Annotated in this window: 26 protein-coding genes; all 26 read left to right on the forward strand. The window is 62.7% G+C overall.

From position 1 onward, the window contains the following. Positions 1 to 199 precede the first annotated feature (199 nt). The 26 genes from rpsJ (at position 200) to rpoA (ending at position 13,936) form a co-directional block, all read left to right on the forward strand. Positions 200 to 511 (forward strand): 30S ribosomal protein S10, encoded by a 312-nt coding sequence (gene rpsJ, locus NSQ78_RS04150; protein WP_005408208.1) that lies wholly within the window; start codon positions 200 to 202, stop codon positions 509 to 511. An 11-nt stretch (positions 512 to 522) separates the two neighbouring features. Beyond that, positions 523 to 1,173 (forward strand): 50S ribosomal protein L3, encoded by a 651-nt coding sequence (gene rplC / locus NSQ78_RS04155; RefSeq protein ID WP_004145336.1) that lies wholly within the window; start codon positions 523 to 525, stop codon positions 1,171 to 1,173. Positions 1,174 to 1,185: 12 nt separating this feature from the next. Then, a complete protein-coding gene (rplD, locus tag NSQ78_RS04160) occupies positions 1,186 to 1,791 on the forward strand; it encodes a 50S ribosomal protein L4 (protein WP_049470438.1) in 606 nt (201 codons plus the stop codon). Next, entirely contained in the window at positions 1,788 to 2,087 is a 300-nt protein-coding gene (gene rplW / locus NSQ78_RS04165; protein WP_004145338.1) for a 50S ribosomal protein L23, read from the forward strand. Before rplD ends, rplW begins: the two co-directional genes overlap by 4 nt. Positions 2,088 to 2,097: 10 nt before the next feature. After that, positions 2,098 to 2,925: a 50S ribosomal protein L2 gene (gene rplB / locus NSQ78_RS04170; RefSeq protein ID WP_004145339.1), complete on the forward strand. Its 828-nt coding sequence runs from the start codon at positions 2,098 to 2,100 to the stop codon at positions 2,923 to 2,925. A 6-nt stretch (positions 2,926 to 2,931) separates the two neighbouring features. Beyond that, entirely contained in the window at positions 2,932 to 3,201 is a 270-nt protein-coding gene (gene rpsS / locus NSQ78_RS04175) for a 30S ribosomal protein S19 (RefSeq protein WP_005415413.1), read from the forward strand. 12 nt (positions 3,202 to 3,213) lie between these two features. After that, on the forward strand, positions 3,214 to 3,549 hold the full coding sequence (gene rplV / locus NSQ78_RS04180; RefSeq protein ID WP_004145348.1) for a 50S ribosomal protein L22: 336 nt from the start codon (positions 3,214 to 3,216) through the stop codon (positions 3,547 to 3,549). A gap of 18 nt (positions 3,550 to 3,567) precedes the next feature. Next, positions 3,568 to 4,302, forward strand: coding sequence for a 30S ribosomal protein S3 (gene rpsC, locus NSQ78_RS04185; protein ID WP_004145350.1), 735 nt, complete (start codon positions 3,568 to 3,570; stop codon positions 4,300 to 4,302). Between the two features lie 5 nt (positions 4,303 to 4,307). After that, complete coding sequence (gene rplP / locus NSQ78_RS04190; protein WP_004154486.1) at positions 4,308 to 4,721, forward strand: 50S ribosomal protein L16; 414 nt, start codon at positions 4,308 to 4,310, stop codon at positions 4,719 to 4,721. Then, positions 4,721 to 4,906: a 50S ribosomal protein L29 gene (rpmC, locus tag NSQ78_RS04195; RefSeq protein ID WP_004154487.1), complete on the forward strand. Its 186-nt coding sequence runs from the start codon at positions 4,721 to 4,723 to the stop codon at positions 4,904 to 4,906. The genes rplP and rpmC overlap by 1 nt, the downstream gene beginning before the upstream one ends. An 11-nt stretch (positions 4,907 to 4,917) precedes the next feature. Next, complete coding sequence (gene rpsQ / locus NSQ78_RS04200) at positions 4,918 to 5,187, forward strand: 30S ribosomal protein S17 (protein WP_004154489.1); 270 nt, start codon at positions 4,918 to 4,920, stop codon at positions 5,185 to 5,187. 12 nt (positions 5,188 to 5,199) lie between these two features. Next, positions 5,200 to 5,568 carry a 50S ribosomal protein L14 gene (gene rplN / locus NSQ78_RS04205; RefSeq protein ID WP_010483978.1) on the forward strand — a complete coding sequence of 123 codons (369 nt, stop codon included), beginning with the start codon at positions 5,200 to 5,202 and terminating at the stop codon, positions 5,566 to 5,568. 16 nt (positions 5,569 to 5,584) lie between these two features. Further along, complete coding sequence (gene rplX / locus NSQ78_RS04210) at positions 5,585 to 5,902, forward strand: 50S ribosomal protein L24 (protein WP_004154490.1); 318 nt, start codon at positions 5,585 to 5,587, stop codon at positions 5,900 to 5,902. 11 nt (positions 5,903 to 5,913) lie between these two features. Further along, positions 5,914 to 6,456: a 50S ribosomal protein L5 gene (rplE, locus tag NSQ78_RS04215; RefSeq protein ID WP_005415416.1), complete on the forward strand. Its 543-nt coding sequence runs from the start codon at positions 5,914 to 5,916 to the stop codon at positions 6,454 to 6,456. Between the two features lie 18 nt (positions 6,457 to 6,474). Further along, positions 6,475 to 6,780, forward strand: a complete 306-nt coding sequence (gene rpsN / locus NSQ78_RS04220) for a 30S ribosomal protein S14 (RefSeq protein ID WP_005408209.1) — start codon at positions 6,475 to 6,477, stop codon at positions 6,778 to 6,780. Positions 6,781 to 7,038: 258 nt separating this feature from the next. Further along, positions 7,039 to 7,437 (forward strand): 30S ribosomal protein S8, encoded by a 399-nt coding sequence (rpsH, locus tag NSQ78_RS04225; RefSeq protein ID WP_005408210.1) that lies wholly within the window; start codon positions 7,039 to 7,041, stop codon positions 7,435 to 7,437. Positions 7,438 to 7,455: 18 nt separating this feature from the next. Next, the gene (gene rplF, locus NSQ78_RS04230) at positions 7,456 to 7,980 is read left to right on the forward strand and encodes a 50S ribosomal protein L6 (RefSeq protein ID WP_014646052.1); all 525 of its coding nucleotides are present in this window, start codon (positions 7,456 to 7,458) and stop codon (positions 7,978 to 7,980) included. A gap of 80 nt (positions 7,981 to 8,060) precedes the next feature. Beyond that, positions 8,061 to 8,420 (forward strand): 50S ribosomal protein L18, encoded by a 360-nt coding sequence (gene rplR, locus NSQ78_RS04235; RefSeq protein ID WP_169411773.1) that lies wholly within the window; start codon positions 8,061 to 8,063, stop codon positions 8,418 to 8,420. Between the two features lie 160 nt (positions 8,421 to 8,580). Next, positions 8,581 to 9,123 carry a 30S ribosomal protein S5 gene (gene rpsE / locus NSQ78_RS04240; protein ID WP_005408213.1) on the forward strand — a complete coding sequence of 181 codons (543 nt, stop codon included), beginning with the start codon at positions 8,581 to 8,583 and terminating at the stop codon, positions 9,121 to 9,123. Then, entirely contained in the window at positions 9,116 to 9,307 is a 192-nt protein-coding gene (gene rpmD, locus NSQ78_RS04245; protein ID WP_005408214.1) for a 50S ribosomal protein L30, read from the forward strand. The genes rpsE and rpmD overlap by 8 nt, the downstream gene beginning before the upstream one ends. A gap of 6 nt (positions 9,308 to 9,313) precedes the next feature. After that, positions 9,314 to 9,757 carry a 50S ribosomal protein L15 gene (gene rplO, locus NSQ78_RS04250; RefSeq protein WP_004154498.1) on the forward strand — a complete coding sequence of 148 codons (444 nt, stop codon included), beginning with the start codon at positions 9,314 to 9,316 and terminating at the stop codon, positions 9,755 to 9,757. A gap of 7 nt (positions 9,758 to 9,764) precedes the next feature. Next, positions 9,765 to 11,132 carry a preprotein translocase subunit SecY gene (secY, locus tag NSQ78_RS04255; protein WP_005415420.1) on the forward strand — a complete coding sequence of 456 codons (1,368 nt, stop codon included), beginning with the start codon at positions 9,765 to 9,767 and terminating at the stop codon, positions 11,130 to 11,132. Between the two features lie 347 nt (positions 11,133 to 11,479). Further along, complete coding sequence (rpsM, locus tag NSQ78_RS04260; protein WP_004154500.1) at positions 11,480 to 11,836, forward strand: 30S ribosomal protein S13; 357 nt, start codon at positions 11,480 to 11,482, stop codon at positions 11,834 to 11,836. Between the two features lie 11 nt (positions 11,837 to 11,847). Further along, positions 11,848 to 12,237, forward strand: a complete 390-nt coding sequence (gene rpsK, locus NSQ78_RS04265; protein WP_004145443.1) for a 30S ribosomal protein S11 — start codon at positions 11,848 to 11,850, stop codon at positions 12,235 to 12,237. A 15-nt stretch (positions 12,238 to 12,252) separates the two neighbouring features. After that, a complete protein-coding gene (gene rpsD, locus NSQ78_RS04270) occupies positions 12,253 to 12,882 on the forward strand; it encodes a 30S ribosomal protein S4 (protein WP_004145446.1) in 630 nt (209 codons plus the stop codon). A gap of 55 nt (positions 12,883 to 12,937) precedes the next feature. Beyond that, positions 12,938 to 13,936, forward strand: a complete 999-nt coding sequence (rpoA, locus tag NSQ78_RS04275) for a DNA-directed RNA polymerase subunit alpha (protein ID WP_005408216.1) — start codon at positions 12,938 to 12,940, stop codon at positions 13,934 to 13,936. Positions 13,937 to 13,976 lie beyond the last annotated feature (40 nt).

Genomic DNA, 13,976 nt, shown 5'->3' on the forward strand with positions numbered 1-13,976 from the left:
GACTGTTGACAGCTGCCTTGCGTGCCATTATGCTTCTACGTCTGGGCAGGCCGGGAAACTGGTCTGCCTACGTTTTTGAGGTCCATGGAGTGACCTTGTCGGCCTGCAGGACTGCGGGCCGTCCGTATTCAGGAATTTCATGGGGCAAAGCAACCCAGAGGCTTTGTCTGTCGCTCTTTTAACGAAGGAACCTACCGCCATGGCGGACCAAAAGATCCGGATCCGGCTGAAAGCGTTCGATCATCGTCTGATCGACCGTTCGGCCAGCGAGATCGTTGAAACGGCAAAGCGGACCGGCGCGCAAGTGCGTGGCCCGATCCCGCTGCCGACCAAGATCGAGCGTTACACCGTTCTCGTCTCCCCGCACGTCGACAAGGACGCGCGTGACCAGTACGAGACCCGCACGCACAAGCGCGTGCTCGATATCGTTGACCCGAATGACAAGACCGTGGACGCGCTGATGAAGCTCGAACTGGCTGCCGGCGTCGACGTTCAGATCAAGCTGACCTGAGGACTACGACCATGACGAAGAAGTATTCGTTGGGCTTCGTGGGCCGCAAGGCCGGCATGAGCCGCGTGTTCACCGAAGATGGCCGTTCCATCCCGGTGACCCTGATCGAAGCAACCCCGAACCGCATCGCGCAGATCAAGACCGTCGAAACCGACGGCTACAGCGCCGTGCAGGTGACCGTCGGCGCGCGTCGCGCTGCCCTGGTCAACAAGCCGGAAGCCGGCCACTTCGCCAAGGCGAAGGTGGAAGCGGGTCGTGGCCTGTGGGAATTCCGCGTTGAAGACGCGCAGCTCGGCGATTTCGCCGTTGGCGGCGAAGTCAAGGCGGACATCTTCGAAGTCGGCCAGATCGTCGACGTCCAGGGTGTCACCAAGGGTAAGGGCTTCCAGGGCACCATCAAGCGCCACAACTTCCGTATGGGCGATGCAACCCACGGTAACTCGCTGTCGCATCGCGCGCCGGGTTCGCTGGGTCAGCGCCAGACCCCGGGTCGCGTTTTCCCGGGCAAGAAGATGTCGGGCCACATGGGCGCGGTGCAGCAGAGCACCCAGAACCTGGAAGTGGTCAAGGTCGACGTCGAGCGCGGTCTGATCGCCGTTCGCGGCGCCGTTCCGGGCGCGGCGGGTGGCGATGTGATCGTCCGTCCGGCGAGCAAGGCATAAGGAGAGATGACGATGGAACTCGTTATCACGGGTAGCAACAACAAGGTCTCGGTCTCCGACGCCGTGTTCGGTCGCGATTTCAGCGAAGATCTGGTCCACCAGGTCGTCGTTGCCTACCGCAACGCCGGTCGCGCCGGCACCAAGGCACAGAAGACTCGCTCCGAAGTGGCTGGTACCACCAAGAAGTCGAAAAAGCAGAAGGGCGGCGGCGCGCGTCATGGCGCACTGACGGCTCCGATCTTCGTCGGCGGCGGTGTCACCTTCGCGGCCAAGCCGCGCAGCTTCGAGCAGAAGGTCAATCGTAAGCAGTACCGTGCCGCCATGTGCGCGATCCTGTCCGAGCTGAACCGTCAGGGCCGTCTGACCATCGTGGAGTCCTTCGACGTCGAAGCGACCAACACGAAGGGTCTGGTCGCCAAGCTGGCCGGCCTGGAAGTGGGCAAGCGCCCGCTGATCGTCACCGAAGAAGCGTCCGAGCACCTGTACCTGTCCGCCCGCAATCTGCCGTACGTGCAGGTGCGTGACGTCCAGGGCCTGGACCCGGTCTCGCTGGTGGGTGCCGACACGGTCGTCATCACCGCTGACGCGGTCAAGAAGGTCGAGGAGTGGCTGGCATGAACAGCAACGAAAAAATCTTCAGCGTGCTGCGTGCCCCGCGTGTCTCCGAAAAGACCGCGCGCCTGCAGGAACTCTCCAACCAGTATGTCTTCGAAGTTTCGAACGAAGCCACCAAGGCCGATGTAAAGGCCGCGGTTGAGCAGCTGTTCGACGTCAAGGTCGAAGCCGTCAACGTGGTCAACGTCAAGGGCAAGAACAAGTCCTTCCGTAACCGTGCTGGCCGCCGCGGCGATTGGCGCAAGGCGTACGTTCGCCTGGCCGACGGCCAGTCGATCGATGTAACGGCCAAGGCCTGAGGTACATCCCATGCCATTGATGAAATTCAAGCCCACTTCCCCCGGCCGCCGTTCGGCCGTGCGCGTGGTTACGCCCGACCTGCACAAGGGTGCTCCGCACGCCGCACTGGTCGAGTCGCAGAGCCGCTCGGGTGGCCGCAACCACCACGGCCGCATTACCGTGCGTCACGTCGGTGGTGGTGCCAAGCAGCACTACCGCATCATCGACTTCAAGCGCAACAAGCTGGGCATCCCGGCGCGCGTGGAACGCATCGAATACGATCCGAACCGCACCGCCCACATCGCCCTGCTGTGCTACGTCGATGGTGAGCGTCGCTACATCATCGCCCCGAAGGGCCTGAAGGCCGGTGATCAGGTGATCGCTGGTTCGGACGCCCCGATCAAGGCCGGCAACACCCTGCCGCTGCGCAACATCCCGGTCGGCACCACCATCCACTGCATCGAGCTGAAGCCGGGCAAGGGCGCTCAGATCGCTCGCGCCGCCGGTGCGGCCGTGCAGCTGGTGGCTCGCGAAGGCATCTACGCCACCCTGCGCCTGCGCTCGGGTGAAATGCGCAAGGTTCCGGTCGAGTGCTGCGCCACCATTGGTGAAGTCGGCAACGACGAGCACAGCCTGGAAAAGCTGGGCAAGGCCGGTGCCAAGCGTTGGCGCGGCGTCCGCCCGACCGTTCGTGGTGCTGCCATGAACCCGGTTGACCACCCGCACGGTGGTGGTGAGGCCAAGGCCGGCCAGGGTAACCCGCATCCGGTCACCCCGTGGGGTGTTCCGACCAAGGGTTACAAGACGCGCCATAACAAGCGCACTCAGCAGTTCATCGTCCGCGATCGTAGGGGCTAATCGACCATGGCACGTTCACTCAAGAAGGGCCCGTTCGTCGATCACCACCTCGTCAAGAAGGTGGAGGCCGCTGCGGGCAGCAAGAAGCCGATCAAGACCTGGTCGCGCCGTTCGATGATCCTGCCTGACATGGTAGGCATCACCATTGCCGTGCATAACGGCAAGAACCACATCCCGGTTCTCGTCAACGAGAACATGGTCGGCCACAAGCTCGGCGAATTTGCCATCACCCGGACCTTCAAGGGTCACGGTGGTGACAAGAAGTCGGGCAAGTAAGGAGAGATGACAATGGAAGCGAAAGCCATCCTGCGCACTGCGCGCATCTCCCCGCAGAAGGCTCGTCTGGTCGCTGACCAGGTGCGCGGTCTGCCGGCCGAACGTGCGGTCAACCTGCTGAAGTTCTCGGACAAGAAGGCTGCCCACCTGATCAAGAAGGTGGTGGAGTCGGCAATTGCCAACGCCGAGAACAACCAGGGCGCCGACGTCGACGAGCTGAAGGTTCAGACCATCATGGTTGATGAAGGTCCGACCCTGAAGCGTTTCATGGCGCGGGCGAAAGGCCGCGGTACCCGCATCCTCAAGCGCACCAGCCACATCACTGTGGTTGTGGGCGCCGCCAAGTAAGCGGATAAGGAAAAGACCATGGGTCATAAAGTTCATCCGATTGGTATCCGCCTCGGCATTTCCAAGGACTGGAACTCCAAGTGGTACGCCAACAAGGCCGAGTTCGCCGGTTACCTGGCAGCCGACCTGAAAGTGCGCGAAATGCTGCGCAAGAAGCTGGCCCAGGCCGGCATCAGCAAGATCCTGATCGAGCGTCCGGCCAAGACCGCTCGCGTGACGATCCACACCGCCCGTCCGGGCGTGGTGATCGGCAAGCGCGGTGAGGACATCGAGAAGCTGCGCAAGGAAGTGAGCGAGATGATGGGCGTCCCGGCGCACATCAACGTCACCGAAGTGCGCAAGCCGGAACTGGACGCGCAGCTCGTTGCCGAGTCGATCGCCCAGCAGCTGGAGCGTCGCATTATGTTCCGCCGTGCAATGAAGCGCTCGGTCGGCAACGCGATGCGCCTGGGTGCCCTGGGCATCAAGGTCAACGTTGGTGGCCGCCTCAACGGTGCTGAAATCGCCCGTTCGGAGTGGTACCGCGAAGGCCGCGTGCCGCTGCACACCCTGCGTGCCGACATCGACTATGGCTTCGCTGAAGCCAAGACGACCTACGGCATCATCGGCATCAAGGTCTGGATCTACAAGGGCGAGGTCTTCGATTTCTCCCAGGTTGGCCAGGAAAAGCAGGACGACACCCCGTCGCGCAACGATCGTCACGATCGCGGCGACCGTGGTGACCGTCAGCGCCCGGCCCGTGAAGCGAGGTAACGACAATGTTGCAACCCAAGCGAACCAAGTACCGCAAGGTACACAAGGGCCGTAACGATGGCCTGAGCTGGAGCGCCAACGCTGTCAGCTTCGGCGAATACGGCCTGAAGGCAACCGCACACGGTCAGCTGACCGCGCGTCAGATCGAAGCGGCCCGCCGCTCGATCAGCCGCTACGTCAAGCGCGGCGGCAAGATGTGGATCCGCGTGTTCCCCGACAAGCCCATCACCAAGAAGCCCATCGAAGTTCGAATGGGTTCGGGTAAGGGTAACGTGGAATACTGGGTGGCCCAGATCCAGCCCGGCCGCATGATCTATGAAATCGAGGGTGTTTCCGAGGAAGTGGCTCGCGAGGCGTTCCGCCTGGCCGCCGCCAAGCTCTCGGTCACCACCACTTTCGTGACCCGTACGGTGCGCTGATGGATATCAAAACTCTCCGTGAAAAGTCGGCTGACGAACTCAAGGCCCACCTGATCGACCTGCGTAAGGAACAGTTCTCTGTCCGTATGCAGCAGGTCACCGGCCAGCTGCCGAAGACCCACGACATTCGCCGGGTCCGTCGCGAGATTGCTCGCGTCAAGACCCTGCTCGGCAGCACGAAGTAAGGATGGCCGCTATGAGCGACAATACTGAAAAGAAGACGCTGCGCACGGTCGAAGGCCGTGTCGTCAGCAACAAGATGGACAAGACGGTTACCGTCCTGGTTGAGCGTCAGGTCAAGCACGCGCTGTACGGCAAGTACATCAAGCGCTCGACCAAGCTGCACGCCCACGATGCCGACAACGCCTGCAAGGAAGGCGATGTCGTCCGCGTGACCGAGATTGCTCCGATGTCCAAGACCAAGAACTGGCGCGTGGTGGAAGTCATCACGCGTGCGGCTGAATAAGGAGTCTGAATCATGATCCAGATGCAGAGCTACCTTGACGTCGCGGACAATTCGGGTGCCAAGCAGGTGATGTGCTTCAAGGTGCTGGGTGGTTCCAAGCGCCGTTACGCCGGCATCGGCGACATCATCAAGGTCACCGTGAAGGATGCGATTCCGCGCGGCAAGGTCAAGAAGGGTGAAGTGTATGACGCCGTCGTGGTGCGTACCCGCAAGGGTGTGCGTCGCGCCGACGGTTCGCTGATCCGCTTCGACGGCAACGCTGCCGTCCTGCTGAACAACAAGCAGGAGCCGATCGGTACCCGTATCTTCGGGCCGGTGACCCGTGAACTTCGTTCGGAGAAGTTCATGAAGATCGTCTCGCTCGCTCCCGAAGTGCTGTGAGCGACAGGAGATAATCATGGCTAACCGTATCAAGAAGGGCGACCAGGTTGTCGTCAACGCTGGCAAGGACAAGGGCAAGCAGGGCGAAGTCGTCCGCGTCGACGGCGACCGTGTGGTCGTCGCCAACGTGAACATCGTCAAGCGCCACACCAAGCCGAACCCGCAGGCAGGTGTTGCCGGCGGCGTGGTCGAGCGCGAAGCTTCGATCCATATCTCCAACGTGAACGTGCTGAACCCGGCTTCGGGCAAGGGCGAACGCGTTGGCTTCAAGGTGCTGGAGGATGGACGCAAACTGCGTGTGTTCCGCTCCAGCGGTGAGGCGCTCGACGCCTGAGGAATGTGAAGATGACTTCCCGTCTCGAAAAGATCTACAAGGAAGAAGTGGTGCCGGCGCTGATGAAGCAGTTCGGCTACACCAATCCGATGGAAGTACCGAAGCTCGTCAAGGTCACCCTGAACATGGGTGTCGGCGAGGCTGCCACCAACAAGAAGATCCTGGAAAACGCCGTCGCGGACATGACCAAGATTTCCGGCCAGAAGCCGGTTGTCACCAAGTCGCGTATCTCGGTTGCGTCGTTCAAGATCCGTGATGGTTGGCCGATCGGCTGCAAGACCACGCTGCGTCGCCACAAGATGTACGAGTTCCTGGACCGCCTGATCAACATCTCGCTGCCGCGCGTGCGCGACTTCCGTGGTGTTTCCGGTCGTTCCTTCGACGGCCGCGGCAACTTCAACATGGGTGTGAAGGAACAGATCATCTTCCCGGAAATCGACTTCGACGCCGTCGACGCGATCCGCGGTATGGATATCGCCATCACCACCACTGCGAAGACCGACGCGGAAGCGAAGGCGCTGCTGGCAGCGTTCAAGTTCCCGTTCCGTAACTGATCTGTCGAGGAAACCGAAATGGCAAAGACCTCCATGGTCAACCGCGACATCAAGCGGGAAAAGCTGGCCAAGAAGTACGCTGAGAAGCGTGCGGCTCTGAAGAAGATCGTGTCCTCCGTGGACGCGACCTACGAAGAGAAGATCGACGCCGCAACCAAGCTGGCCAAGCTGCCGCGCGATTCGTCGCCGAGCCGTCAGCGCAACCGTTGCGAGCTGTCGGGTCGTCCGCGTGGCGTGTACAGCAAGTTCGGCCTCGGCCGCAACAAGCTGCGCGAAGCCACCATGCGTGGCGACGTCCCGGGCCTGCGCAAGGCCAGCTGGTAATCCCAGCCGGCCCTGCGATCAGCACCTCCTTGCGGGGGTGCTGAACCGGGAGAGGGGGCTGTTCAGCTTCCTTTCTGCGAAAAAACCCGAAGAGCCCGACGCAAGTCGGGCTCTTTTGGCGTATACTCCCGCGTCTTGCCCTGTGCAGACGGGGTTGTAGGAGTGGGCCCTGGCCCGCTGCATCAAGGGACCTGGCCCGTTTCCAGGAGACAACAGATTTTCGCGAAAGCGGATATCGGTGCACTCAAAGGTACTCATATGAGCATGACTGATCCCATCGCCGACCTGCTGGTCCGCATCAAGAATGCGGCCGCAGTTGGCAAGCAGACGGTGAAAGCCCCGTCGTCCAAGATCAAGGTTGCGATCGCCCAGGTCCTGAAGGACGAGGGTTACATCACCGACCTGCGCGTGACCCAGCTGGAAAACAACAAGTCCGAGCTGGAAATCGTGCTGAAGTATTTCGAAGGCAAGCCGGTCATCGCGACCCTGAAGCGCTTCTCGCGTTCGGGTCTGCGCCAGTACCGCGGCAAGAGCGAGCTGCCGAAGGTCATGAACGGCCTGGGTATCTCCATCATTTCCACCTCCAAGGGCATCATGACTGATGCGCAGGCGCGCCAGCTGGGCGTCGGCGGCGAAGTCCTGTGCTTCGTGGCCTAAGGCGAAAGGAGTAGAACTATGTCCCGCGTAGCCAAGAAGCCGATCACCCTGGGTAAGGTTGAACTGAACGTCCAGTCGGACAGCGTCACCGCCAAGGGCCCGAAGGGCACCCTGTCGCTGGCCAAGCCGGCCGGCATTGCCATCAACGTCGACAATGGCGTTGCCACCCTGAGCACCGAGAACGCCGAGCTGGTCGCACTGACCGGCACCGTGCGTGCGATCCTGTCCAACATGGTCAAGGGCGTGTCCGAAGGCTTCGAGCGCAAGCTGGAGCTGGTTGGCGTGGGTTACCGCGCTGCCATGCAGGGCAAGGACCTGAGCCTGTCGCTGGGCTTCTCGCACCCGGTCGTGTTCGTGGCGCCGGAAGGCATCACCATCACCACCCCGACCCAGACCGAGATCCTGGTCCAGGGCGCTGACAAGCAGGTCGTCGGTGAAGTCGCCGCCAAGATCCGTGCGTTCCGCAAGCCGGAGCCGTACAAGGGCAAGGGCGTGAAGTACTCCGACGAAGTCATCATCCGTAAGGAAGCCAAGAAGGCGTAAGTGCGAGTCCCTCGCAAGAGCCCGCACATCCATGTGCGGACTCCTCAGGGAAAAGCCCATCCTTCAGCTTTCAAGGAACAATCAAAATGAACAAGAACATCGCCCGCCTGCGTCGCGCCAAGTCGACCCGCGCCCACATCCGTGAGCTCGGCGTCGCCCGCCTGTCGGTGCTGCGCACCGGCCAGCACCTGTACGCCCAGGTCTTCACCGCTGACGGTTCGAAGGTGCTGGCTGCCGCCAACACCACCCAGACCGACGTCAAGGAAGGCCTGAAGAACGGCAAGAACGCCGATGCCGCTGCCAAGGTTGGCCGCATCGTCGCCGAGCGCGCCAAGGCCGCCGGCGTCGAGAAGGTTGCCTTCGATCGTTCGGGCTACCGCTACCACGGCCGCATCAAGGCCCTGGCAGAAGCCGCCCGCGAAGCCGGCCTGCAGTTCTAAGGGACAAGGGCAGGGGCCGATGGCCTCCTGCCTGCCTGCTCGCCAGCCTGAGCGAGGCTGGACGGCGCCGCTCTTCTGCAGCGGCCCACCGGAACAACGCGTCACTCCACAACCATAAGCGGCCTCGAGCCGTACATACCCAAACAACCAAGGAATCAACATGGCAGAAGAGCGTCAGCAGCGGGGTCGCGATCGCGACCGTAACCGCGAAGAGAAGATCGACGACGGCATGATCGAAAAGCTGGTCGCGGTCAACCGCGTCAGCAAGACCGTCAAGGGTGGCCGCCAGTTCACCTTCACCGCCCTGACCGTTGTCGGCGACGGCGAAGGCAAGGTCGGTTTCGGTTATGGCAAGGCCCGCGAAGTGCCGGTCGCCATCCAGAAGTCGATGGAGCAGGCCCGCAAGAACCTGGTCAGCGTTGACCTGAACAACGGCACCCTGTGGCACACCATCAAGGATGGTCACGGCGCAGCCCGCGTGTTCATGCAGCCGGCTTCGGAAGGTACCGGCGTGATCGCCGGCGGTGCCATGCGCGCCGTGCTGGAAGCCGTTGGCGTGAAGAACGTGCTGGCCAAGGCCACCGGTTCGCGCAACCCGATCAACCTGGTGCGTGCCACCGTGAAGGGCCTGTCTGCTGCGCAGTCGCCGGCTCGCATCGCGGCCAAGCGCGGCAAGAAGGTGGAGGAACTCAACCATGGCTAATGAGTCCAACAAGACTGTGAAGGTCCGCCTAGTGCGTGGCCTGCGTGGTACCCAGTCGCGTCACCGCCTGTCGGTGCGTGCCCTGGGCCTGAACAAGCTCAACGATGTGCGTGAACTGAAGGACAGCCCGCAGGTACGCGGCCTGATCAACAAGGTTCAGTACCTCGTCCAGGTTGAGGAGTAATCGACCATGACTCTGCGTCTCAATGAACTGAGCCCGGCACCGGGCGCCCGCACCGAGCGCACCCGCGTCGGCCGCGGTATCGGCTCGGGCCTGGGCAAGACTGCCGGCCGCGGCCACAAGGGTTCGTTCGCCCGTAAGGGTGGCGGCAAGATCAAGGCTGGCTTCGAAGGCGGCCAGACCCCCATGCAGCGCCGTCTGCCGAAGATCGGCTTCCGTTCGCCGATCGCCAAGGACACCGCTGAAGTGCTGCTGTACGCGCTGGACAAGCTGCCGGCCGGTGAGATCGATTTCGCCGCCCTGCGTGCTGCCAAGCTGGTCCCGAGCACCGCAAAGAAGGCCAAGGTCGTCGTCAAGGGCGAAGTGACCAAGGCGTTCACCCTGAAGGGTATTGCTGCCACGGCCGGTGCCAAGGCTGCAATCGAAGCTGCCGGCGGCAGCGTAACGGAGTAAGAAAATCATGGCGCAAGCTGGCATCGGTAACCTCGCGGGCGGAATGGGCAAGTTCACTGAACTTCGCCAACGTTTGCTGTTCGTCGTCGGGGCTTTGATCGTCTATCGCATCGGCTGCTACGTGCCGGTGCCGGGCGTCAATCCCGATGCCATGCTTGCCATGATGCAACAGCAGGGCGGCGGCATCGTGGACATGTTCAACATGTTCTCGGGCGGCGCCCTGCACCGTTTCAGCATCTTCGCGCTGAACGTGATGCCGTACATTTCGGCATCGATCGTGATGCAGCTGGCGGTGCACATCTTCCCCGCGCTGAAGGCGATGCAGAAGGAAGGTGAGTCCGGCCGCCGCAAGATCACCCAGTATTCGCGCATCGGCGCCGTGCTGCTGGCGGTGGTGCAGGGTGGCTCGATCGCGCTGGCCCTGCAGGGCCAGGTCTCGCCGTCGGGCGCTCCGGTCGTGTACGCGCCGGGCATGGGCTTCGTGCTCACCGCCGTGGTCGCGCTGACCGCCGGCACCATGTTCCTGATGTGGGTGGGCGAGCAGGTCACCGAGCGCGGCATCGGCAACGGCGTCTCGCTGATCATCTTCGCCGGTATCGTGGCCGGCCTGCCGGGTGCGGTCATCCACACCTTCGACGCCTACCGCGACGGCAACATCCAGTTCATCCAGCTGCTGCTGATCGCCATCGTCGTGCTTGCCTTCACCTTCTTCGTGGTGTTCGTCGAGCGCGGCCAGCGCCGGATCACGGTGAACTACGCGCGCCGCCAGGGCGGTCGCAACGCGTACATGAACCAGACCTCGTTCCTGCCGCTGAAGCTCAACATGGCCGGCGTCATCCCGGCGATCTTCGCCTCGAGCCTGCTGGCCTTCCCGGCCACCCTGGCCATGTGGTCCGGCCAGGCGGCCAACCAGAGCAGCTTCGGCCAGGTGCTGCAGAAGGTCGCCAACGCGCTCGGCCCGGGCGAGCCGCTGCACATGATCGTGTTCGCTGCGCTGATCACTGGCTTCGCGTTCTTCTATACCGCGCTGGTCTTCAACTCGCAGGAAACCGCCGACAACCTGAAGAAGTCGGGCGCGCTGATCCCTGGCATCCGTCCGGGCAAGGCCACCGCCGACTACATCGACGGCGTGCTGACCCGCCTGACCGCTGCCGGTTCGGCGTACCTGGTGATCGTCTGCCTGCTGCCGGAACTGATGCGCACGCAGCTGAACGCCTCGTTCTACTTCGGTGGTACTTCGCTGTTGATCGTGGTGGTGGTGGTGATGGACTTCATCGCCCAGGTGCAGGCGCACCTGATGTCCCACCAGTACGAGAGCCTGCTGAAGAAGGCCAACCTGAAGGGCGGCAACCGCGGCGGTTTTGCCCGCGGCTGATTGAGCTGTTATACTTTCGTCTTCCTGACGTGATGGTCCCTCCGCTTCGCGGACTTCGGCCACACAAACGAAGGGCGGCCCCCGCAGCGGTTCCGGGTGGGGGTGTGATGAGGTGGTCCCGCGCTGGAGTAGCGCGGGCGGCCCCGGGGGAAACCCCAGGTCCAACCCCATCCGGCGCCGGAGCCTGGGCACACTCCCCAGGCCGGGTTCATGAAACCAATGGTTTCACGGGCTTCCATGTAAACCGGAACCTTGTTAGTATCGCTAGTTCACTTTTTTGATCCATCCTGCCGGATTGGCGTGCCCGAGGCGCGCTGTCGGCCATCACTCAGCTGGAGAACCGCGTCATGGCGCGTATTGCAGGCGTCAACCTGCCAGCCCAGAAGCATGTCTGGGTCGGGTTGCAAAGCATTTACGGCATCGGCCGTACCCGTTCGAAGAAGGTCTGCGAAGTCGCAGGCGTTGCTTCGACCACCAAGATCCGCGATCTGTCGGAGCCGGAAATCGAGCGCCTGCGCGCCGAAGTCGGCAAGTACATCGTGGAAGGCGATCTGCGCCGTGAGATCGGCATCGCGATCAAGCGCCTGATGGACCTGGGCTGCTACCGCGGCCTGCGTCACCGTCGTGGTCTCCCGCTGCGTGGCCAGCGCACCCGTACCAACGCCCGCACCCGCAAGGGTCCGCGCAAGGCGATCAAGAAGTAAGGGACTGAGAAATGGCTAAGCCCGCTGCTAAGACCAAGAAGAAGATCAAGCGCGTCGTCACCGACGGCGTCGCCCACGTCCACGCTTCGTTCAACAACACCATCGTCACCATCACCGACCGCCAGGGCAACGCTCTGTCGTGGGCAACCTCCGGTGGCGCTGGCTTCCGCGGTTCGCGCAAGTCGACCCCGTTCGCTGCCCAGGTGGCGGCTGAAAAGGCCGGTCGTGCTGCGCTGGACTACGGCGTGAAGTCGCTGGAAGTCCGCATCAAGGGCCCGGGTCCGGGCCGTGAGTCGGCCGTGCGTTCGTTGAACAACGTCGGCTACAAGATCACCAACATCATCGACGTGACGCCCATCCCGCACAACGGGTGCCGTCCGCCGAAGAAGCGTCGCGTCTAAAGGGAGCGATAAGAAATGGCTCGTTATATCGGTCCTACCTGTAAGCTCGCCCGCCGCGAAGGCGCCGACCTGTCCCTGAAGAGCCCGGCGCGTGCGCTGGACTCCAAGTGCAAGCTGGAGCAGAAGCCCGGCCAGCACGGCGCCACTGCCCGCAAGGGCAAGCTGTCCGACTACGCCACCCAGCTGCGTGAAAAGCAGAAGGTCAAGCGTATCTACGGCCTGCTGGAGCGTCAGTTCCGCAACTACTACAAGAAGGCCTCGACCAAGAAGGGCAACACCGGCGAGAACCTGCTGCAGCTGCTGGAAACCCGCCTGGACAACGTCGTCTACCGCATGGGCTTCGCCGTGACCCGTCCGGCTGCCCGTCAGCTGGTGTCGCACCGCGGCGTCACCGTGAATGGCAAGTCGGTCAACCTGGCCTCGTACCAGGTCAAGGCTGGCGACGCCATCGCTCTGTCCGAAAAGGCTGCCAAGCAGCTGCGCGTCCAGGAAGCCCTGACCGTCGCCGCCCAGCATGACCTGAGCCCGTCGTGGGTTGAAGTGGATTCCGGCAAGTTCACCGGCATCTTCAAGGCTGTTCCGGATCGTTCGGATCTGCCTGCGGACATCAACGAAGCGCTGATCGTCGAGCTGTATTCGAAGTAATTCACATTGGAGAGCCCCCGGCGACGGCCGGGGGTTCACTAGGAGAACCCGCAACATGACGGTTACCGCCAACCAGGTTCTGCGTCCTCGCGGTCCGCAGATCGAACGCCTTACCGACACCCGCGCAAAGGTCGTCATCGAACCTTTGGAGCGGGGTTACGGGCATACGCTGGGCAATGCCCTGCGTCGCGTGCTGCTGTCGTCCATCCCGGGCTTCGCCATCACGGAAGTCGAAATCGACGGCGTGTTGCATGAGTACACCACGGTCGAAGGTCTGCAGGAGGACGTGCTCGAAGTCCTGCTGAACCTGAAGGACGTGGCCATCCGTATGCACTCCGGCGACAGCGCCACCCTGTCCCTGTCCAAGCAGGGCCCGGGCGTTGTCACCGCTGCCGACATCAAGGTCGACCACAATGTGGAGATCCTGAACGGCGACCATGTGATCTGCCACCTGACCAAGGATACGGCGATCAACATGCGTCTGAAGATCGAACGTGGTTTCGGCTACCAGCCGGCGGCCGCGCGTCGTCGTCCGGACGAAGAAACCCGTGCCATCGGCCGCCTGGTCCTGGATGCCTCGTTCTCGCCGGTCCGCCGTGTCGCCTACGCCGTGGAAGCGGCGCGTGTCGAACAGCGCACCGACCTGGACAAGCTGGTCATCGATATCGAGACCAACGGCACCATCGATGCCGAGGAAGCCGTGCGCACCGCCGCCGACATCCTCAGCGACCAGCTGTCGGTGTTCGGTGACTTCACCCACCGCGACCGCGGTGCGGCCAAGCCGGCCAACAACGGCGTGGATCCGGTGCTGCTGCGCCCGATCGACGATCTGGAGCTGACCGTGCGTTCGGCCAACTGCCTGAAGGCTGAAAGCATCTACTACATCGGCGATCTGATCCAGAAGACCGAAGTGGAGCTGCTGAAGACCCCGAACCTGGGCAAGAAGTCGCTCACCGAGATCAAGGAAGTGCTGGCTCAGCGCGGCCTTTCGCTCGGCATGAAGCTGGAGAACTGGCCGCCGGCCGGCGTCGCCAGCCACGGCATGCTGGGCTGATATCGGTAATGCCTGGAGGCTCCACCGCTCGCGGTGGAGC

Origin of the sequence: Stenotrophomonas sp. FSL W7-1447, assembly GCF_037966425.1 — a bacterium.
Classification (GTDB): domain Bacteria; phylum Pseudomonadota; class Gammaproteobacteria; order Xanthomonadales; family Xanthomonadaceae; genus Stenotrophomonas; species Stenotrophomonas pavanii.